The sequence below is a fragment of the Delftia sp. ASV31 genome (genome assembly GCF_016428765.1).
Lineage (GTDB): Bacteria > Pseudomonadota > Gammaproteobacteria > Burkholderiales > Burkholderiaceae_C > Comamonas > Comamonas acidovorans.
Map to the genome: position 1 here is coordinate 29,888 of NZ_JAELTK010000004.1, position 20,226 is coordinate 50,113.

The following is a 20,226-nucleotide window of genomic DNA, read 5'->3' on the forward strand; positions in this document are numbered from 1 at the left end:
CCGGGGGGGCATTGTCGGCGAAACCGCGCCGCTGCGTGAAGCAGGGGGCTTGGCCCCGGCGCTCAGGCCAGGCGGCGCAGCCGGCCAGCAGGTCGTTCACCAGGCCGCCAGCCGTTGCAGCCGGGCCGGTGGCACGTGCCTGTCCAGGGATCGAGCATCGCCGAAATGAGTGCCCAGAAGATCGAATGGAGGCGGCTCATGGAGGAAGTCGTCCCTGCCTCTTCAGCTCCTTGAGCCGCCGTTCGGTTGCGCGGTCCAGGGCGTCCTGCAGCAGGTCCATCTTGCGTTTGTTGCAGGGTTGGCAGTCGTAGAAGCTTCCGGGTACTCCAATAGGGTCCAGCTTTTTGTTGGCCTCGAAAAGATTAATACGTCCTGTGGGTTCGATTCCCATGACAATGATTTTTCCGCTCTTGAACTTGACGGACGCCCCTCCTGAACACCCTGTTCTTTCCATATATTCACCGAAGTAGTGCTTCTCTGAAATTTTGCGCATGTGCTGCAGCGCATATCGCACATCCTCTTCGGTCAATATCACATCGTTGCAATCAAGCCAGTTTTTGTCCTCCCAAGGAGAGCCGCCTGAGGGCTCGATGATGTCGATTTTCTGTACTTGCCTGACTGGGTATCTGGCATCGGCCGCATGGAGCATCGATGCCATGGCGATTGCCGAAATCACAGTCACAGTGCGAATAAAAATGAAGCTCATGGTGCCATTTCCCAGTTTGCGCCTTCTGCCTCGGACAGGTTCTTCCGGCTTACTATGGCTTCCATGTTGCTCGGATAGCGATCGCCAGGGGCTTTCATCATCTCGATGCGGTGCATTCCCTTTACGCCTGCTCCTTCATAGTCCCTGGCCTTGCATTTCCCCACAAGCAGGCATCTCGCCTTCAGCGGCCCCACATGGTTGGCACGCTGATAGATGGCAGCAGTCTGGTAGATGGTGCCGTCCTTGTCGATCAGCAAGTGCGCCCCATTGGCCTTCGGGTTCCTGTAGCTGTTGAGCGAAGACCGGGCCGTGTTGGCATCGGTCTGGTGCACGACGATGCCGGTGATGGCGGCGGTCCGCTTTCCTCTCTCGATGGCGGGGCTGCGCGCATTCCTGACGCGCGCATGGATGAGCATTCCGTCCTTGTTGATTTCGACAAGCATGTGAGTCCCGGGGTTGCGTTGAATGGCAGCGGGCATTGCGCTGCGGCTCCATCCCGTTTGAGGGAGGGTCAACGGCCACCTTAAGGTGGATAGGCTCAATCAATGGGCATGCCACGATAGGGAAAATGGTGTTCCTAGGACTGGTGCGGCCTTCTGGAGCGGTGGGCTCGCAAATGAAAAAAGCCCCATGCAAAGGCATGGGGCTTTTGGGTGCCGGGCCGCTGAGGCCCGGACCTGCGATCAGCGCTGGCCGATCGGCTTGACGTCGCGGGACACGGAGCCCGTGAACAGCTGGCGGGGACGGCCGATCTTGTACTCGGGGTCGGCCATCTGCTCGTTGAGCTGGGCGATCCAGCCCACGGTGCGGGCCAGGGCGAAGATGCCGGTGAACAGGTTCACGGGCACGCCGATGGCGCGCTGCACGATGCCGGAGTAGAAGTCCACGTTCGGGTAGAGCTTGCGCTGCACGAAGTAGTCGTCTTCCAGGGCGATCTTCTCGACTTCCTTGGCCAGTGCGAACAGGGGGTCCTTTTCCAGGCCCAGTTCGGCCAGCACTTCATTGCAGGTTTCCTGCATGAGCTTGGCGCGGGGGTCGTAGTTCTTGTAGACGCGGTGGCCGAAGCCCATCAGCTTGACGCCGCTGTTCTTGTCCTTGACCTGTTCCATGAACTCGCCGACCTTGGCAACGCCGCCGTTGGCCTGCAGGTATTCCAGCATGTTCAGGCAGGCTTCGTTGGCGCCGCCGTGGGCAGGGCCCCACAGGCAGGCCACGCCGGCCGAGATGGCGGCGAAGGGGTTGGTGCCCGACGAGCCGCACAGGCGCACGGTGGAGGTGGAGGCGTTTTGCTCGTGGTCTGCGTGCAGGATGAAGATGCGGTCCAGCGCGCGCTCGACCACGGGGTTCACCTTGAACTCCTCGCAGGGGTTGCCGAACATCATGCGCATGAAGTTGCCGGCGTAGCTCAGGTCGTTCTTGGGGTACATGTACGGGGCACCGATGCCGTACTTGTAGGCCATGGAGACCAGCGTGGGCATCTTGGCGATCAGGCGGATCGCGGCGATGTCGCGGTGCTCGGCGTTGTTGATGTCCATGTTGTCGTGGTAGAAGGCCGACATGCCGCCGACCAGACCCGTCAGGACGGCCATGGGGTGGGCGTCACGGCGGAAACCACGCAGGAAGAACTGCATCTGCTCGTTGACCATGGTGTGCTTGGTCACGCGCTCGACGAAGTCGGCCTTCTCGGACTCGTTGGGCAGCTCGCCGTACAGCAGCAGGTAACAGGTCTCGAGGTAGTCGCAGTTCTTGGCCAACTGCTCGATGGGGTAGCCACGGTACAGCAGCTCGCCCTTGTCGCCATCGATGTAGGTGATGGCGGACTGGCACGAGGCGGTAGAGAGGAAGCCCGGGTCATAGGTGAACATGCCGGTCTGCGCGTACAGCTTGCGGATGTCCACCACGTCGGGACCGACGTTGCCCTGGTAGACGGGCAGCTCGACGCTGGGAGCGCCGTTGCTGAATGACAGCGTTGCTTTGTTGTCTGCGAGTTTCATTTCCAAACTTCCTTCTCTAGATTGCCTAGCCTACTAGCGGGAGAGAACCGGGCTTGCGCTTGCGCACCAGTTCCAGAACTTCCCTGATTTCTTGGGTATCGAGTTCACCTTCAGGCTCCTTGCGGCGCAAGAAGAGGTCCATCAGGTCGTTGTCTGCCAGGTCCATCAAGGCAGACAGACCGCTCGCGTGTCTCCGCGTGAGCTGGTCTCCGTAGGTGGCGAAGAACTGCGCGATGAACAGGTCGTTCTCGACCAGGCCACGCCGGCAGCGCCAGCGCAGCAGGTCTCGCTCGCGTTCGTCGAGCAGAGTATTCGTCATGGTCATCAGATGGCCCGGCGGACCATCAGTTCCTTGATCTTGCCAATGGCCTGCGTGGGGTTCAGGTGCTTGGGGCACACGTCCACGCAGTTCATGATGGTGTGGCAACGGAAGAGGCGGTACGGATCTTCCAGGTTGTCAAGGCGGTCACCCGTGGCCTCGTCGCGGCTGTCCGCGATGAAGCGGTAGGCCTGCAGCAGGCCGGCCGGGCCCACGAACTTGTCGGGGTTCCACCAGAAGCTGGGGCAGCTGGTGGAGCAGCTGGCGCACAGAATGCACTCGTACAGGCCGTTGAGCTCTTCGCGCTCTTCAGGCGACTGCAGGCGTTCCTTGGTGGGAGACGCGAAGCTGTCGTTCTGCAGGTACGGCTTGATCGAGTGGTACTGCTTGAAGAACTGCGTCATGTCCACGATCAGGTCGCGGATCACGGGCAGGCCGGGCAGGGGCTTGAGAACGATGTCGCCCTGCAGGGTCTTCATGTTCGTCAGGCAGGCCAGGCCGTTCTTGCCATTGATGTTCATCGCGTCCGAGCCGCACACGCCTTCGCGGCAGGAGCGGCGGAACGAGATGGAGGGGTCCATCTCCTTGAGCTTGACCAGGGCGTCCAGCAGCATGCGCTCGTGGCCGTCCAGCTCGACCTCGACGGTCTGCATGTAGGGCTTGGCATCCTTGTCCGGGTCGTAGCGGTAGATCTTGAAAGTGCGCTTCATTTGTCTGTTCTCTCGTGGGCTGCTGGATTAGAACGTGCGGACCTTGGGCGGCACGCTGTCCACCGTGAGGGGCTTCAGGTTCACGGGCTTGTAGTCCAGGCTGTTGGTGGCGCTGTACCACAGGGTGTGCTTGAGCCATTCCTTGTCATTGCGGCCCAGCGGGAACTCGGCGTGGTCGGCAGGATGCTCGTAGTCGTACACGGTGTGGGCGCCGCGGCATTCGTGGCGGGCTGCGGCCGAGATCATGGTGGCCTGGGCCACTTCGATCAGGTTGTCCACTTCCAGCGCTTCCATGCGGGCGGTGTTCCAGACCTTGGACTTGTCCTTGAGGGTCACGGAGCCCACGCGTTCGCGGATGGCGTTGATCTTGACTTCGCCTTCGTCCATGCTCTTTTGCGTGCGGAACACGCCGGCATGCTGCTGCATGGTGGCGCGGATGTCGCCAGCCAGATCCTGGGCGTAGGTGCCTTCCTTGGAGTCGTCGAGCTGGTTCAGGCGCGTGAGCGTGCGCTCGGAGCCATCGGCCGGCACGGCCTTGTGGTCGCCGAAGCCGTTGACGAACTGCACGATGTGCTTGCCGGCCGACTTGCCGAAGACCAGCAGGTCCAGCAGCGAGTTCGTGCCCAGGCGGTTGGCGCCGTGCACCGACACGCACGAGCATTCGCCCACGGCATAGAGGCCATTGACGACGTTGTTCTGCTGGCCGTCCCACACCACGACCTGGCCGTTGATGTTGGTGGGAATGCCGCCCATCTGGTAGTGGATGGTGGGCACCACGGGAATCGGTTCCTTGGTGATGTCCACGTTGGCGAAGTTGTGGCCGATCTCCTCCACCGAAGGCAGGCGCTTGCGGATGGTGTCTGCGCCCAGGTGGTCCAGCTTCATCAGGATGTAGTCCTTGTTGGGACCACAGCCACGGCCTTCCTTGATTTCCTGGTCCATGGAGCGGGACACGAAGTCACGCGGTGCCAGATCCTTCAGCGTGGGAGCGTAGCGCTCCATGAAGCGTTCGCCTTCGCTGTTGAGCAGGATGGCGCCTTCACCGCGGCAGCCTTCGGTCAGCAGCACGCCCGCGCCGGCCACGCCGGTGGGGTGGAACTGCCAGAACTCCATGTCCTGCAGCGGGATGCCTGCGCGTGCAGCCATGCCCAGGCCGTCGCCGGTGTTGATGAAGGCATTGGTCGATGCCTGGAAGATGCGGCCTGCGCCACCCGTGGCCAGCAGCACGGCCTTGGCGTGCAGCTCATACAGGTCGCCGGTTTCCAGTTCGATGGCGGTCACGCCGACCACGTCGCCCTGGGTGTTGCGGATCAGGTCCAGCGCCATCCACTCCACGAAGAAGTTGGTCTTGGACTTGACGTTCTGCTGGTACAGCGTGTGCAGCATGGCGTGGCCGGTACGGTCGGCCGCGGCGCAGGCGCGCTGCACGGGCTTTTCACCGTAGTTGGCCGTGTGGCCGCCGAAGGGACGCTGGTAGATGGTGCCGTCGGGGTTGCGGTCGAACGGCATGCCGAAGTGTTCCAGCTCGATCACGACGTTGGGCGCTTCGCGGCACATGAACTCGATGGCATCCTGGTCGCCGAGCCAGTCGGAGCCCTTGATGGTGTCGTAGAAGTGGTAGTGCCAGTTGTCCTCGCTCATGTTGCCCAGCGAAGCGGACACGCCGCCCTGCGCAGCCACGGTGTGCGAGCGCGTGGGGAAGACCTTGGACAGCGAGGCCACGGACAGGCCGGCGCGCGACAGTTCCAGCGCGGCACGCAGGCCGGAGCCGCCAGCGCCGACGATGACGACGTCAAACTTGCGCTTGGTGATGTTTGCTTTGGAGTAGCTCATTCTTAACCTTCAATCGTGGAGACCGCGTCTCTATCAGATACGCCACAGGATCTGGATGCCCCAGCCGGCGCAGCCGACCAGCCAGACCAGGGTGAAAACGTTCAGCACCAGGCGCAGGCCCACGGGCTTGACGTAGTCCATCCAGATGTCGCGCACGCCGACCCAGACGTGCCAGGCCAGCGAGACGATCACGGCGAAGGTCAGGAACTTCATCCACTGCGGGGCAAAGATGCCGGCCCACAGGTCATAGCCGACGGAGCCGGTGCTGAAGATCAGCTTGGCCAGCAGCACGATGGTGAACAGTGCCATCAGCACGCCGGTGACGCGCTGCACCATCCAGTCGCGGATGCCGTAGTGCGCACCGACCACGGTGCGCTTGGAGCCGTAATTCACGGACATGGTTCTTTTTCCTTATCGTGAGGGAGAGATCGTGAATCAGTACAGGCCGAACAGCTTGGCACCCAGGATCAGGGTCAGGCCAACGCTCAGGACCAGCACCACCAGGGCCGAGGACTTGCCGAACTGCTTGTTGACGGCGTGGTGGTTCACATCCATGAACAGGTGGCGGACGCCGGCGCAAAAGTGGTGCAGGTAGGCCCAGATCAATGCCAGGCACACGAGCTTGAGGAACCATCCGAAGGGACCCGCGAAAACCGAGGTGAAGCCGTCGAAGGAGATCTCCGAAGTCAGCGACATGTCCATCATCCACAGGATGAAAGGCAGCAGGATGAACATCAGCAGGCCGCTGATGCGGTGCAGGATGGACACGATGCCGGCCGGCGGCAACCGGTAGGTGGGGAGGTCCTTGAAGAAGTTGATGTTGCGGAACTCTGGCCGCTTTTTGGCTTGCTCAGTCATGGCAGGGTACTTTCGTGGATGTAACTGCTTCGTAATCGCTCAGGGGCGGCGATGCAAAATTCTATTGCAATGCAATAAAAACAGCTTTGCTGGGAATTGCGTATTTTCGCCCGCTTCTCTGGGGAACGGATCGTTCAGCTCAGCGCGTTGCGGTAGTGATGGGTGTCGGTGCGGTACAGGCCACGGCGTAACTCCATGGGAACATCGTTGTATGTGTAAGCGGTGCGCTCCACGCTCAGCAGGGGCGTGGTGCTGGGGACATCCAGCAGCAGGGCCTGTTCTGCCTCGGGCAGGACGGCGCGGATCTTTTCGTCGGCGCGCACCATGCGCACACCGTAGTCCAGCTCGAACATGGCGTAGGTGGGGCCCTGGTAGGCGGACATCTGCTCGGCCGTCAGGCCCTTGAAGGCGTGGCCCGGCAGCCAGATGTCTTCCAAAATGGTCGGGATTGCGGAGAACGACAGCACGCGGCGCACATGCATCACGGCGTCGCCGCTGCGCAGCGCCAGGCCGCGCGCCACGTCCGCCGATGCGCGCAGGCGCCGGCAGTCGATGATGCGGCGCTCGGCACGGCCCTCGCCCTGCTGGTCGCCGCCGTCCGGCTGCAGCTTGAGGAAGCGGTACTGCACATGCTGGGCCGCGTGGGTGGCCACGAAGGTGCCTTTGCCCTGGCGGCGCATCACCAGATTCTCCGCGGCCAGCTCGTCGATGGCCTTGCGCACCGTGCCCTGGCTCACGCGAAAGCGCGCCGCCAACTCCATTTCGCTGGGAATCAGTTCGCCGGGCCGCCATTCGCCTGCTTCAAGGCTTTGCAGTATCAGTCCCTTGATCTGCTGATACAAAGGGCTGAAGGCCGGGGTCGATGCGCCCGCGCCGATGGTGGGAGCGGCGTTGTCTGAGGCGAGGGGAGGCAGGACTGGCATGGAAAAGTTCGGGGTGGGGAGGCTCCCGGCGACGCAGATGAAAGACTTGGAAACAGACGTCGATCATATCTTATATAAGACATAAGACAAATTGACCGGGCTTCGAAATCGGGAGTACACTTTCGCGTTGTTTGCGGAGCACGGGCTGCTGGTTTCTGACGCTGGTGCGACCTGGCGCCGATAACACCTGATTTTTTCCCCATCCCTGGAGTTTCATCATGAGCAAGAAGCCCGTTCGTGTCGCCGTCACCGGTGCCGCCGGTCAAATTGGTTACGCCCTGCTGTTCCGCATCGCCTCCGGCGAAATGCTGGGTAAGGACCAGCCCGTCATTCTGCAACTGCTGGAGATTCCCGACGAGAAGGCCCAGAACGCGCTCAAGGGCGTGATCATGGAACTCGAAGACTGCGCCTTCCCCCTGCTGGCCGGCATCGAAGCCCACTCCGACCCCCTGCAAGCCTTCAAGGACACCGACTACGCCCTGCTGGTCGGCGCGCGTCCCCGCGGCCCCGGCATGGAACGTGCCGACCTGCTGGCTGCCAACGCACAGATCTTCACGGCCCAGGGCAAGGCGCTGAACGCCGTGGCCTCGCGCAACGTGAAGGTGCTGGTCGTCGGCAACCCCGCCAACACCAACGCCTACATCGCCATGAAGTCGGCTCCGGACCTGCCGGCCAAGAACTTCACCGCCATGCTGCGCCTGGACCACAACCGCGCTGCCTCGCAACTGGCTGCCAAGGCCGGCTTCAAGGTGGGCGACATCCGCAAGCTGACCGTCTGGGGCAACCACTCGCCCACGATGTACGCCGACTACCGCTTCGCCACCGTCAACGGTGAAAGCGTCAAGGCCAAGATCAACGACCAGGCCTGGAACAAGGACGTGTTCCTGCCCACCGTCGGCAAGCGTGGCGCCGCCATCATTGCCGCCCGCGGCCTGTCCTCGGCTGCCTCGGCTGCCAACGCTGCCATCGACCACATGCGCGACTGGGCCCTGGGCTCGGGCGGCGAATGGGTCACCATGGGCGTGCCCTCCAACGGCGAATACGGCATCCCCGCCGGCATCGTCTTCGGCTTCCCGGTCACCACCGAGAACGGCGAGTACAAGATCGTCGAAGGCCTGGAAATCGACGCCTTCTCGCAAGAGTGCATCGACAAGACCCTGGCCGAGCTGCAAGGCGAACAGGACGGCGTCAAGCACCTGCTGTAAGCCGCCGGCAAGCCATGCTCGACTGGAATCCCGCGCTTTACCTGCGTTTCGCCAATGAGCGAACGCGCCCCGCAGCCGAGCTGCTGGCGCGTGTGCCCTTGGCCCAGGCCCGCCATGTGGTGGACCTGGGATGCGGGCCGGGCAATTCCACCGAGCTGCTTGCACAGCGCTATGCCGGTGCCACGATCACCGGCATAGACAACTCCCAGGCGATGCTGGCCACCGCGCGCCAGCATCTGCCTGAGGCCCGCTTCGCGCTGGCCGACATTGCTTCCTGGACGCCAGCCCCCGGCGAGAGCGCTCCCGACCTGATTTATGCCAATGCCTCCCTCCAGTGGGTGGGGGAGCATGAAACGCTGATACCCCGCCTGTTCGCCCAACTGGCGCCAGGGGGCGTGCTGGCGATACAGATGCCCGACAACCGGCAGGAGGCCACGCACCGCGTGATGCGCGAGATCGCCAGCCTGCCCAAGTTTGCCGCCTACATCGGCGATGCCGCCAAGGTGCGGGCCGACATCCTGCCCATCCGCAGCTACTACGACCTGCTGGCCGGCCCGCAGGAGCAGGCCGGCGTCGAGGCCGGCGCCGTCGATGTCTGGCATACCGTCTACCAGCATCCGATGGACTCGGCCGGCGCCATCGTCCAGTGGCTGCGCGGCACCGGCCTCAAGCCCTTCGTCGAGGGCCTGCCCGAAGCCCTGCAGGCCGACTTCCTCACCGAATACGAAAACCGCGTGGACGCCGCCTACGGCGTGCGCGCCGACGGCCGGCGCCTGCTGGCCTTCCCCCGCCTGTTCATCGTCGCCCAGCGCAAGCCATGACCGCCGCCACGTCCATACCCTCTCGCGCACACCCGGCCCAGGTGCTGCTCGATGCGCAGGGCGGTGCCCTGCACCTGCCCGTCTGCGACCATTACAGCGGCGTGGAAGTGCGCATGCGCAAGAGCCTGCAGCTGCAGGCCGAGATGATGGCCGAGTTCGGCACCTGCGTCTTCGACGTCACGCTGGACTGTGAAGATGGCGCCCCCGTGGGCCATGAGGCGGCCCATGCGCGCCTGGTGGCCTCGCTGGCGCGCGATGCCGCGCCCGGTGCCCGCGTGGCTGCGCGCGTGCATGCAGTGGACCACGCCAGCTTCGCGCAGGACCTGGACATCATCGTCGGCGAGGCCGGCGACCGCCTGTGCCACCTCATGCTGCCCAAGGTGGAAAGCGTGGACGACGTGCTGCTGGCCGAGCGGCATCTGGGCCGACTGGGCTGCCGCGAACTGCCGCTGCATGTGCTCATCGAGTCGCCCGCCGCCGTGCACCGTGCCTTCGACATTGCCGCGCACCCGCGCGTGCAGAGCATTTCCTTCGGCCTGATGGACTTCGTCTCGGCCCATGGCGGCGCGATTCCCGCCTCGGCCATGGGCTCGGCCGGCCAGTTCGACCATCCGCTGGTCGTGCGTGCCAAGCTGGAGATCGCGGCCGCCTGCCACGCGCACGGCAAGGTGCCTTCGCACTGCGTGGTCACCGAATTCAGGAATCCACAGGCGCTGCAGGCCGCTGCCACACAGGCGTCACGGCGGCTCGGCTATACCCGCATGTGGAGCATCCACCCGGACCAGATCCGCCCCATCCTCGCCGCCTTCGCGCCCCAGGCCGACGAAGTGGCGCAGGCCGCACAAATACTTACCGCCGCCGAGGCCGCCGATTGGGCGCCCGTCAGCGTGGATGGTGTATTACATGACCGGGCGAGCTACCGCTATTTCTGGCAGTTGCTCACACGTGCCCACCAGACCGGCCAGGCGCTGCCCCCACAGGTGCAGCCCTGGTTTGCATCAGAATCACTTGCCTAGCCCGCACAGGGAATTTGCAGGAGCCCAACGCATGAAGACAGTTATCGCCTCCATCCTGATCGCAGCACCCCTGATGGCCTTGGCCCAGGGCGCGACCACCGCCGACACCGCCAAGAAGGCTCCGGCCAAGGCCGCCGCCAAGCCTGCAGCCAAAAAGGCACCCGCCAAGAAGCCCGCCGCCAAGACCACGGCCAAGGCCGCTGCCGGCGCCGCCGCTGTCGGCGGTGCAGCCGCCGTGGCGGTTGCTGCCCAGCAGCCGCTGTCCGCCGAAGACCTGGCCATTTCCGAGCGCGTGCACACCGGCCGCATCCCCTGCGAGCTGGGCGCCTTCGTCAATGTGACGGCCGACCAGGCCAACCCGGGTTACTTCAACATCGACGGCAAGGGCTTCAAGTACCACATGTCGCCCGTCAAGACCTCGACCGGCACCGTGCGCCTGGAAGACAAGCATGCCGGCGCCGTCTGGCTGCAGATCGCCAACAAATCGATGCTCATGAACCAGAAGGTCGGCCAGCGCCTGGCCGACGAATGCATGAGCCCCGATCAGCTTCAGGTGGCCGAGGCCATCAAGAAGAACCCGCCTCCCAGCCTGCTGGAAGCGCCCAAGCCCGCCGGCCAGTAATCCAGGCCCGGACCTGAGCGTCCCGCAAGCAGCCCCACTTTAGAAAACCATGGAGAGAGAATCATGTTGAAAGCCTACCGTGACCACGTGGCCGAACGCGCCGCGCTCGGTATCCCCCCGCTGCCGCTGGAAGCCAAGCAGGTTGCCGAACTGATCGAGCTGATCAAGAACCCGCCCGCTGGCGAGGACGCCTTCCTGCTCGACCTGCTCACGCACCGCGTTCCTCCGGGCGTGGACGATGCCGCCAAGGTCAAGGCCAGCTTCCTGGCAGCCGTGGCCCACGGTGACATCCAGGTGGCTCTCATCTCCAAGGCCAAGGCTACCGAGCTGCTGGGCACCATGGTGGGCGGCTACAACGTGCATCCCCTGATCGAGCTGCTGGACGACGCCGAAGTCGCCGGAGTGGCCGCCGATGCGCTGAAGAAGACGCTGCTGATGTTCGACTTCTTCAACGACGTGGCCACCAAGGCCAAGGCCGGCAACGCCAAGGCCCAGGAAGTCATGAAGAGCTGGGCTGACGCCGAGTGGTTCACCTCGCGCCCCGAAGTGGACAAGAAGATCACCGTCACCGTCTTCAAGGTGCCCGGCGAGACCAACACCGACGACCTGTCGCCCGCGCCCGATGCCTGGAGCCGTCCGGACATCCCGCTGCACTACCTGGCCATGCTCAAGAACACCCGTCCCGACGCGGCCTTCAAGCCCGAGGAAGACGGCAAGCGCGGCCCGATGCAGTTCATCGACGACCTCAAGAAGAAGGGCCACCTGGTCGCCTACGTGGGCGACGTGGTCGGCACCGGCTCCTCGCGCAAGTCGGCCACCAACTCCATCGTCTGGGCCACGGGCCAGGACATCCCCTTCGTGCCCAACAAGCGCTTCGGCGGCGTGACCCTGGGCGGCAAGATCGCTCCCATCTTCTTCAACACGCAGGAAGATTCGGGCTCGCTGCCCATCGAAGTCGATGTCACCAAGCTGGAGATGGGCGACGTCATCGACGTGCTGCCCTATGACGGCAAGCTGGTCAAGAACGGCGAAACCGTCGCCGAGTTCCAGCTCAAGAGCGACGTGCTGTTCGACGAAGTGCGCGCCGGCGGCCGCATCAACCTGATCATCGGCCGTTCGCTGACCGCCAAGGCCCGCGAGTTCCTGGGCCTGTCCGCATCCACCGTGTTCCGCCTGCCCCAGGCGCCCGCTGCTTCGAACGCCGGCTTCACGCTGGCCCAGAAGATGGTCGGCCGCGCCGTCGGCCTGCCGGAAGGCCAGGGCGTGCGCCCCGGTACCTACTGCGAGCCGCGCATGACCACCGTGGGTTCGCAGGACACCACCGGCCCCATGACCCGCGACGAGCTCAAGGACCTGGCCTGCCTGGGCTTCTCGGCCGACATGGTCATGCAGTCCTTCTGCCACACGGCTGCCTACCCCAAGCCCGTGGACGTCAAGACGCACCGCGAGCTGCCTGCCTTCATCAGCAACCGCGGCGGCGTGGCCCTGCGTCCCGGTGACGGCGTGATCCACTCCTGGCTCAACCGCCTGCTGCTGCCCGACACCGTGGGCACGGGCGGCGACTCGCACACGCGCTTCCCCATCGGCATCTCCTTCCCCGCAGGTTCCGGCCTGGTGGCCTTCGGCGCTGCCACGGGCGTGATGCCCCTGGACATGCCCGAGTCCGTGCTCGTGCGCTTCAAGGGCGAAATGCAGCCCGGCGTCACCCTGCGTGACCTCGTGCATGCCATTCCGCTGTACGCCATCAAGGCAGGCGCACTGACCGTGGCCAAGGCCGGCAAGAAGAACATCTTCTCGGGCCGCATCCTGGAAATCGAAGGTCTGCCCGACCTGAAGGTGGAACAGGCTTTCGAGCTGTCCGACGCCTCGGCCGAGCGCTCGGCTGCCGGCTGCACGATCAAGCTCAACCCCGAGCCGATCAAGGAGTACCTGACCTCGAACATCGTTCTGATGAAGAACATGATCGCCGACGGCTACGCTGACGCCAAGACGCTGCAGCGCCGCATCGAGAAGGTCGAAGCCTGGCTGGCCAAGCCCGACCTGCTCGAAGCCGACAAGGACGCCGAATACGCTGCCGTGTTCGAGATCGACCTGGCCGACATCAAGGAACCCATTGTCTGCTGCCCCAACGATCCCGATGACGCCAAGTTCCTGTCCGAAGTGGCCGGCACCAAGATCGATGAAGCCTTCATCGGTTCGTGCATGACCAACATCGGCCACTTCCGCGCAGCAGCCAAGCTGCTGGGCGGCCAGCGCGACATCCCCGTCAAGCTGTGGGTGGCTCCGCCCACCAAGATGGACCAGAACGAGCTGATCAAGGAAGGCCACTACGCCGCCTTCGGCACGGCCGGTGCCCGCACCGAAATGCCGGGCTGCTCGCTGTGCATGGGCAACCAGGCCCAGGTCCGCGAAGGCGCGACGGTGATCTCCACCTCGACCCGCAACTTCCCCAACCGCCTGGGCAAGAACACCAACGTGTTCCTGGGCTCGGCCGAGCTGGCCGCCATCGCATCGCGCCTGGGCAAGCTGCCCACCAAGGAGGAATACCTCAAGGAAATGGGCGTGATCGATGCCGACAAGTCCAGCGTCTACCGCTACATGAACTTCGACCAGATCGAAGAGTACGCGGACGTGGCCAGGGGCGTGAGCGCCTGAGTCCGGCCTGATCCGGCTCCATGAGCAAAGCCCGCTTCGGCGGGCTTTGCTGCTTTCTGGCTCTGTACTTTCCGGTTTACGCAGCCTGCCTCAACCGCCCCAGCACCTCCTGCGTCTGCGCATCCGCCGGAAAGAACGACTCCACGGCCAGCTCCTGCAGGGTCACATCCACCGGCGTGCCGAAGATGGTGATGGTGCTGATGAAGTTCAGGCGGCCATGGTCGGTGTCCAGCGCGAAGGGCACGGCGATGTGGCTGGCAAGTGCTGCGCCATGTGAGTCCGCTTCATCTTCCTTGAACGGGTAGGCGGCAATCTCGTCGTGCAGCGCCTGCAACTGCGTATCCGACGTGGCGGCAATCTGCTGCTGCAGGCGGTGCAGCAGATGCGCGCGCCAATGGGCTGCGTTGGCCAGGCGCGGGCCCAGGCCTTCGGGGTGCAGGCTCAGGCGCAGCACATTGACGGGCGGCTCCAGCAGCCAGGGCGCCACGCCGGCCAGCAGCAGCGGCACGATGGCGTTGGCGGCCACCAGGTTCCAGTGCCGGTCCACGGCCAGGGCGGGATTGGGTTCGTGGCCCTTGAGCACCAGGTCCACGGCCTGGCGCGCGGCGGCCAGGTCCGGGTGGTCCAGCGGCCGGGCCTGGTACATGGGCGCATAGCCTGCGGCCACCAGCAGCGCGTTGCGCTCGCGCAGCGGCACGCCCAGGCGCTCCACCAGGCGCAGCACCATCTCGCGGCTGGGCTGGGCGCGGCCGGTTTCCACATAGCTCAGGTGGCGCGTGGAGATCTCGGCCTCCAGCGCCAGGCCCTGCTGGCTCAGGCGGCGGTGCTGGCGCCAGTGGCGCAGATGGTCGCCGAAGGGCGAGCGCGCGGACGGTGGATGGGCGGTGGAGGTCATGGTCCGCATCGTAGCGGCGGGGCCGGCGTGCCGGCCATGACCTGCGAGGTTATCGACCCTGTGCAGCCTGCGGCGGACCATGCAGTCCATGGCATGCACGGTGTGTGCCTGTTGCTCTCAAGGAGTTCGCCATGTCGATGTTTGCTTCCCCCCGTTTCCTGCCCCGCGTGATGTGGGCCGATGCTGCTTCCTGCGCCGCCTCGGGCGCCTTGCAACTGGTGGCGGGGCAGCCGCTGTCGGATGTGACGGGGTTGCCTCTGGCGCTGCTGCAGTCCACAGGCTGGTTTTTGCTGGGCTATGCGCTGCTGGCTGCGTGGATGGCGGCGCGCTCGCCTGTGCCGCGGCGGTTGATCGGGCTGGTGGTTGTGGGGAATTTGGGGTGGGCTGTGGGCTGTGTTGCGCTGTTGGCGTTTGGTGGGTTGGGGTTGTCTGCCTGGGGGGTGGCGTGGGTGTTGGCCCAGGCGGTGGTGGTGGTGGTGTTGGCTGAGTTGCAGTGGACTGGGTTGAGGCGCACGCGCGATGTGGTTGGCGGTGCGCGTGTTGCCATGTCATGACTACAGCGGGCTTGTTTTGACCCTGCCGGGCCGTTGTTTTTCGAGGCCGGGTCTCGGCCCGGCAGCCGACTGCCCTTTCTTGATTCGCCAAGAAAGGTCAGATCAAAGAAGGCGACCCGAATGCCCGCGACCCCTTCGCTTCGCTGCGGGGCAACCTGCGTCGGGCCGCCTGCGGGGTTCGCCGCAGAACTCACTGCGCGCTGCGCGCTCCGTTCAGACAACTGCGGCGAGTCAGTTGACGAAGCAGTCCTGTCCTTCGGCAGGACTGCAACCCCGCAGGCGGCCCGACACAGGCGCTGACATACGGGGAGTGGGCTCGGGCCTTTGCTGCGCTCGGCCCGGTTCAGGGGGCTGTGCTGCTTTTGACGTGGTGGGAGCAGCCCACGGCGACGACTTCGCCGCTGGTTTCGCTGGCCAGCATGTCGGCGCTGTTGCGGATGGTGCGCAGGGCGCTGGCGAGCACGTCCAGGCGGTTGCTGGTCTCGGGCGTTTCCAGCCACAGCAGGGCCATGCGGGAGAGCGCCGAGATCTCGGCACAGCCTTGCTGGACCAGGCGGTCCACCTCGGTCACGACCTGGGTGAAATGCTCGGCGCTGGGTGGGGGTCTGGGTGTCATGGCTCGGCTCTCCGTGCAAGATTGAGAGAGGCCGTGGAAAGGCAAACGTTGCGCATGCTTCCGTGCTCCTAGTCGAGGCTTGAGACCACCGGGTTGCGTTTTCAAGCGCAGGCAGGTGGGCGGGATGTTGAAAACACGAGACTAGTCGTGCGGGCAGCCTTGCGGTGAGCCCCATCCCGCCCGAAATCGCACAGACGTGGGCAAGCGCCCACGAATACAGGATTCAGACGTGACAAAGCCTCGCTGACGGGGAGGCTGCACCGCTAGTCTTGGAAAAGGTGTTTTCAAGCACCGGCCCCGTGACAGGGGGTTGGAGCGGATTGTGGCACAGAGCCTGTGGCCGGTTCGATGACAGCCCCGTGAAAGCCTGCCGCTTTTGCCGCGCGGACAGCGTTGTCCGCGTGTGACTATCGCCAATGGACCACAGCATCCGCGGGCACTTCTGGGCACAATGGAAATCAGAGTCTTGGTGCATGCCCAGCAGCCCGGAAAAGGCGGCGCGCATGTGCCTTCCCAGAGTTTCATCCAGGAGTCTCACGATGCGCCACGAATATGAAAACACCCTCAAATCCTTTGCTGCGGCGGGGGGCAAGAAGGGCAAGTTCTTCTCCCTGCCTGAACTGGCAAGGCAATATCCACAGGTCCGGCGATTGCCCGTGTCGCTGCGCATCGTGCTGGAGTCCGTGCTGCGCAACTGCGATGGCAACAAGGTGACGCGCGAGCATGTGGAGCAGCTGGCGAACTGGAAGCCCCAGGCCGAGCGCGTGGACGAGATCCCCTTCGTGGTATCGCGCGTGGTGCTGCAGGACTTCACGGGCGTACCGCTGCTGGCCGACCTGGCCGCCATGCGCAGCACGGCCGCCAGGCTGGGCAAGAAGCCCAAGTCCATCGAGCCGCTGGTGCCCGTGGACCTGGTGGTGGACCACTCCATCATGGTGGACTACTTCGGCACCAAGAAGGCGCTGGACCTGAACATGAAGCTGGAGTTCCAGCGCAACAAGGAGCGCTACCAGTTCATGAAGTGGGGCATGCAGGCCTTCGACACCTTCGGCGTGGTGCCGCCGGGCTTCGGCATCGTCCACCAGGTGAACCTGGAGTACCTGGCGCGCGGCGTGCACAAGACCAAGGACGGCGTGCACTACCCCGACACCCTGGTGGGCACGGACAGCCACACGACCATGATCAACGGCATCGGCGTGGTGGGCTGGGGCGTGGGCGGCATCGAGGCCGAGGCGGCCATGCTGGGCCAGCCCGTGTACTTCCTCACGCCCGATGTGGTGGGCTTCGAGCTGTCGGGCCAGCTGCGCGAGGGCGTGACGGCCACCGACCTGGTGCTGTCGGTGACCGAGATCCTGCGCCGCGAGAAGGTGGTGGGCAAGTTCGTGGAGTTCTTCGGCGAAGGCACGCGCACCCTGGCGCTGCCCGACCGCGCCACCATCGGCAACATGGCGCCCGAGTACGGCGCCACCATGGGCTTTTTCCCCGTCGATGAAAAAACCATCGACTACTTCAGGGGCACGGGCCGCAGCAAGGCCGAGATCGAGGCCTTCGAGGGCTATTTCCGCGCGCAGGAACTGTTCGGCGTGCCGGCCGCCGGCGAGATCGACTACTCGCATGTGGTGCGCCTGGACCTGGGCACGGTGGCGCCCAGCCTGGCCGGACCCAAGCGCCCGCAGGACCGCATCGAGCTGGGCAATGTGTCGTCCAAGTTCGATGAGCTGTTCAGCGCCCCTGCGGCGCACAACGGGTTCAACCAGCCGATCGAACGGCTGGGCCGGAGCTTTCGCGTAGGGGGTGGCGGCGAGGGCGAGGTGGCGCCCGAGACGCCGGCCCATCCGCCCGGCGCGCAGCGCTCGCTGGCCGAGATGGAGGCCAACAAGCCCAAGCTGGAGGCCGCCCACAGCGAGGCGCCGGTCGATGCCCCCACGCCGCCCAAGCGCCTGAGCATCGCCAACGGCGACGTGCTGATTGCCGCCATCACCAGCTGCACCAACACCTCCAACCCCAGCGTGATGCTGGCCGCCGGCCTGCTGGCCAAGAAGGCGGTGAAGGCCGGGCTCACGGTGCAGCCGCACATCAAGACCTCTCTGGCGCCGGGCTCGCGCGTGGTGACCGAGTATTTGACCGAGGCCGGCCTGCTGCCCTACCTGGAAAAGCTGGGCTTTGCGCTGGCCGGCTACGGCTGCACCACCTGCATCGGCAACGCGGGCGACCTCACGCCGGAGCTCAACGAGGCCATCACCAGCAACGACCTGGTCTGCGCGGCCGTGCTGTCGGGCAACCGCAACTTCGAGGCGCGCATCCACCCCAACATCAAGGCCAACTTCCTGGCCAGCCCGCCCCTGGTCGTGGCCTATGCCATTGCCGGCACGGTGCGCCGCGACCTGATGACCGAGCCCGTGGGCCAGGGCAAGAACGGCCGTGACATCTACCTGGGCGACATCTGGCCGACCAGCGAAGAGATCCACGCGCTGATGAAGTACGCCATGAACGGCAAGGCCTTCCGCGAGAACTACGAGAAGGTGCGCTCCGAGCCCGGCAAGCTCTGGGAAAAGATCCACGGCGTGACGGGCGCCACCTATACCTGGCCCGAGAGCACCTACATTGCCGAGCCGCCGTTCTTCGACGGCTTCCGGCTTGAGCTGGAAGCGCCTGCCGCCGGTGCCGCCGGCGCCGAAGGCTCCAACCCCTACGTGGTGCACGGCGCGCGCGTGATGGCGCTGTTCGGCGACTCCATCACCACCGACCACATCTCGCCGGCCGGCTCCATCAAGGAAAGCTCGCCCGCAGGCCAGTGGCTGCTGGCCCACGGCGTGCAAAAGGCCGACTTCAACAGCTACGGCTCGCGGCGCGGCAACCATGAGGTGATGATGCGCGGCACCTTTGCCAACGTGCGCATCAAGAACCTGATGATTCCGGCACAGGCCGATGGCTCGCGCGAGGAGGGCGGCCTGACGCTGTACCGCGACGGCACGGGCCAGGTCACCAAGATGCCCATCTACGACGCGGCCATGAAGTACCAGGCCGAGGGCCGCGCCACCGTGATCTTCGCGGGCGAGGAATACGGCACGGGATCGAGCCGCGACTGGGCCGCCAAGGGCACGCAGCTGCTGGGCATCAAGGCCGTGGTGGCGCGCAGCTTCGAGCGCATCCACCGTTCCAACCTTGTCGGCATGGGCGTGCTGCCGCTGCAGTTCCTGGGCACCGACAGCTGGCAGACCCTGGGCCTGACGGGCGAGGAGTTCGTGGAAGTGATTCCCGCCGCCGACCTGGCACCACAAAGCGAGGCCCAGCTGGTGATCACGCGTGCCGATGGCAGCAAGCAGACCGTGGTGGTCAAGCTGCGCATCGACACGCCCATCGAGGTGGACTACTACCGGCACGGCGGCATCCTGCCGTACGTTCTCAGGCAGCTCCTTGAATGAAGTTGGAAACCCCCTGAGCCGCTATGCGGCTTCCCCCTGCAAGGGGGACGACACCCTGGCGGCGGGGCGGCCCTTGCTCGGTGTCCCTCGCTTTTGGGCCACGCCAGTTTTGGACATGGTGAACTGAGCAAGGGTGTGGCGTTTATGGCTGCTGTCCCAGCCTGCCCACGCTGTCGCGCAGGTGAGCCAGCAGCGATTCGACCAGGGGCTGCACATGGCCCGGGTGCCACATGGCCTGCATCTGCGACTGCGGGTGCCGGCCCTGGATGGGCACGAAGGCCAGCCCCGGAAAGCCCACGCGCTGCAGGCAGGACGGAACCAGGGACACGCCCTGGCCCAGCGACACCATGGACAGCACCGACAGCCAGTGCCGCACCTCGTGGTGCAGGTCGGGCGTGAAGCCCTCGCTCTGGCAGATCTGCCAGATCTGCTGGTGGTAGTCGGGCGAGACCTGGCGCGAGAACAGCACCATGCGCTCACCCGCCAGCTGGCGCACCTGCAGCGTGCGCTGGCCGGCCAGCGCATGGCCTGCGGGCAGGCAGGCCATGAACGGCTCGCTCACCAGGGTGTGTGATTGCAGGCCGGGCGCGGGGCGCGTGGCGTGCAGCAGGCCCAGGTCCAGCCGCTCCTGCTGCAGGGAGGCGATCTGCTCTGCGCTGTTGAGCTCCAGCATGTCGATGCGCACCAGCGGGTGCCGGGCGCGAAAGCTCTCCAGCGCCTCGGGCAGCCCGCGGTAGATGGCCGAACCCACAAAGCCCAGCCGGATGCGGCCCTGCACGCCGTCGGCGATGGCGCGCATGTCCTGGCGCACGCGCTGGGCCTGTTCCATGATGTCCTGGGCCTGCACGCGCAGGTGCTTGCCGGCGGCCGTGAGCCGCACCTCCTTGCTGGTGCGCTCGAACAGCTGGGCGCCCAGCTCTTCCTCCAGCTGGCGGATGGCCACGCTCAGCGGCGGCTGGGAGATGGACAGGCGCTGGGCTGCGCGGCTGAAGTGCAGCTCCTCGGCCAGCACCAGAAAGTACCTCAGTTGTCTCAGCTCCATGGCGTTCTATCCGGTTTGACTATTGATCAATA

General features: G+C 65.0%; 19 protein-coding genes. 7 read left to right on the forward strand and 12 right to left on the reverse strand.

The genetic code is table 11. From position 1 onward, the window contains the following. Positions 1-196: 196 nt before the first annotated feature. From JHD82_RS02435 to JHD82_RS02475, 9 genes are all read right to left on the reverse strand, one after another. The gene (locus tag JHD82_RS02435) at positions 197-706 is read right to left on the reverse strand and encodes a hypothetical protein (RefSeq protein ID WP_199135314.1); all 510 of its coding nucleotides are present in this window, start codon (positions 704-706) and stop codon (positions 197-199) included. Then, positions 703-1,149 (reverse strand): N-acetylmuramoyl-L-alanine amidase, encoded by a 447-nt coding sequence (locus JHD82_RS02440; protein WP_199135315.1) that lies wholly within the window; start codon positions 1,147-1,149, stop codon positions 703-705. The genes JHD82_RS02435 and JHD82_RS02440 overlap by 4 nt, the downstream gene beginning before the upstream one ends. 240 nt (positions 1,150-1,389) lie before the next feature. After that, positions 1,390-2,700: a citrate synthase gene (locus tag JHD82_RS02445; RefSeq protein WP_012204342.1), complete on the reverse strand. Its 1,311-nt coding sequence runs from the start codon at positions 2,698-2,700 to the stop codon at positions 1,390-1,392. Between the two features lie 25 nt (positions 2,701-2,725). Then, entirely contained in the window at positions 2,726-3,025 is a 300-nt protein-coding gene (locus JHD82_RS02450; RefSeq protein WP_012204343.1) for a succinate dehydrogenase assembly factor 2, read from the reverse strand. After that, the gene (locus tag JHD82_RS02455; protein ID WP_012204344.1) at positions 3,025-3,729 is read right to left on the reverse strand and encodes a succinate dehydrogenase iron-sulfur subunit; all 705 of its coding nucleotides are present in this window, start codon (positions 3,727-3,729) and stop codon (positions 3,025-3,027) included. The genes JHD82_RS02450 and JHD82_RS02455 overlap by 1 nt, the downstream gene beginning before the upstream one ends. A 27-nt stretch (positions 3,730-3,756) precedes the next feature. Then, the gene (sdhA, locus tag JHD82_RS02460) at positions 3,757-5,562 is read right to left on the reverse strand and encodes a succinate dehydrogenase flavoprotein subunit (RefSeq protein ID WP_012204345.1); all 1,806 of its coding nucleotides are present in this window, start codon (positions 5,560-5,562) and stop codon (positions 3,757-3,759) included. A gap of 33 nt (positions 5,563-5,595) precedes the next feature. Continuing rightward, on the reverse strand, positions 5,596-5,961 hold the full coding sequence (gene sdhD, locus JHD82_RS02465) for a succinate dehydrogenase, hydrophobic membrane anchor protein (protein ID WP_012204346.1): 366 nt from the start codon (positions 5,959-5,961) through the stop codon (positions 5,596-5,598). A 36-nt stretch (positions 5,962-5,997) separates the two neighbouring features. Continuing rightward, positions 5,998-6,420 (reverse strand): succinate dehydrogenase, cytochrome b556 subunit, encoded by a 423-nt coding sequence (sdhC, locus tag JHD82_RS02470; protein ID WP_012204347.1) that lies wholly within the window; start codon positions 6,418-6,420, stop codon positions 5,998-6,000. A gap of 134 nt (positions 6,421-6,554) precedes the next feature. Next, positions 6,555-7,343 (reverse strand): GntR family transcriptional regulator, encoded by a 789-nt coding sequence (locus JHD82_RS02475; protein ID WP_012204348.1) that lies wholly within the window; start codon positions 7,341-7,343, stop codon positions 6,555-6,557. 218 nt (positions 7,344-7,561) lie between these two features. Between JHD82_RS02475 and JHD82_RS02480 the strand changes: the two genes are divergently transcribed. From JHD82_RS02480 to acnB, 5 genes are all read left to right on the forward strand, one after another. Beyond that, positions 7,562-8,548 carry a malate dehydrogenase gene (locus tag JHD82_RS02480; protein WP_012204349.1) on the forward strand — a complete coding sequence of 329 codons (987 nt, stop codon included), beginning with the start codon at positions 7,562-7,564 and terminating at the stop codon, positions 8,546-8,548. Between the two features lie 14 nt (positions 8,549-8,562). Further along, the gene (tam, locus tag JHD82_RS02485) at positions 8,563-9,369 is read left to right on the forward strand and encodes a trans-aconitate 2-methyltransferase (RefSeq protein ID WP_013803434.1); all 807 of its coding nucleotides are present in this window, start codon (positions 8,563-8,565) and stop codon (positions 9,367-9,369) included. Beyond that, on the forward strand, positions 9,366-10,385 hold the full coding sequence (locus JHD82_RS02490; protein WP_199135316.1) for a CoA ester lyase: 1,020 nt from the start codon (positions 9,366-9,368) through the stop codon (positions 10,383-10,385). Before tam ends, JHD82_RS02490 begins: the two co-directional genes overlap by 4 nt. 31 nt (positions 10,386-10,416) lie before the next feature. Continuing rightward, positions 10,417-11,007: a hypothetical protein gene (locus tag JHD82_RS02495; protein WP_012204352.1), complete on the forward strand. Its 591-nt coding sequence runs from the start codon at positions 10,417-10,419 to the stop codon at positions 11,005-11,007. Positions 11,008-11,070: 63 nt separating this feature from the next. Further along, positions 11,071-13,662 carry a bifunctional aconitate hydratase 2/2-methylisocitrate dehydratase gene (gene acnB, locus JHD82_RS02500; RefSeq protein ID WP_012204353.1) on the forward strand — a complete coding sequence of 864 codons (2,592 nt, stop codon included), beginning with the start codon at positions 11,071-11,073 and terminating at the stop codon, positions 13,660-13,662. Positions 13,663-13,738: 76 nt separating this feature from the next. Here acnB and JHD82_RS02505 read toward each other — a convergent pair whose 3' ends face one another. Then, a complete protein-coding gene (locus JHD82_RS02505; protein ID WP_199135317.1) occupies positions 13,739-14,557 on the reverse strand; it encodes a helix-turn-helix domain-containing protein in 819 nt (272 codons plus the stop codon). A gap of 131 nt (positions 14,558-14,688) precedes the next feature. Between JHD82_RS02505 and JHD82_RS02510 the strand changes: the two genes are divergently transcribed. Continuing rightward, positions 14,689-15,111 (forward strand): hypothetical protein, encoded by a 423-nt coding sequence (locus tag JHD82_RS02510; protein ID WP_199135318.1) that lies wholly within the window; start codon positions 14,689-14,691, stop codon positions 15,109-15,111. 343 nt (positions 15,112-15,454) lie between these two features. Here JHD82_RS02510 and JHD82_RS02515 read toward each other — a convergent pair whose 3' ends face one another. Next, positions 15,455-15,727: a hypothetical protein gene (locus tag JHD82_RS02515; protein ID WP_012204360.1), complete on the reverse strand. Its 273-nt coding sequence runs from the start codon at positions 15,725-15,727 to the stop codon at positions 15,455-15,457. A 539-nt stretch (positions 15,728-16,266) separates the two neighbouring features. Here JHD82_RS02515 and JHD82_RS02520 point away from each other — a divergent pair. Continuing rightward, positions 16,267-19,152, forward strand: a complete 2,886-nt coding sequence (locus JHD82_RS02520) for an aconitate hydratase (RefSeq protein WP_199135319.1) — start codon at positions 16,267-16,269, stop codon at positions 19,150-19,152. A gap of 142 nt (positions 19,153-19,294) precedes the next feature. Here JHD82_RS02520 and JHD82_RS02525 read toward each other — a convergent pair whose 3' ends face one another. After that, positions 19,295-20,194: a LysR family transcriptional regulator gene (locus JHD82_RS02525; protein WP_013803426.1), complete on the reverse strand. Its 900-nt coding sequence runs from the start codon at positions 20,192-20,194 to the stop codon at positions 19,295-19,297. Positions 20,195-20,226: the final 32 nt, after the last annotated feature.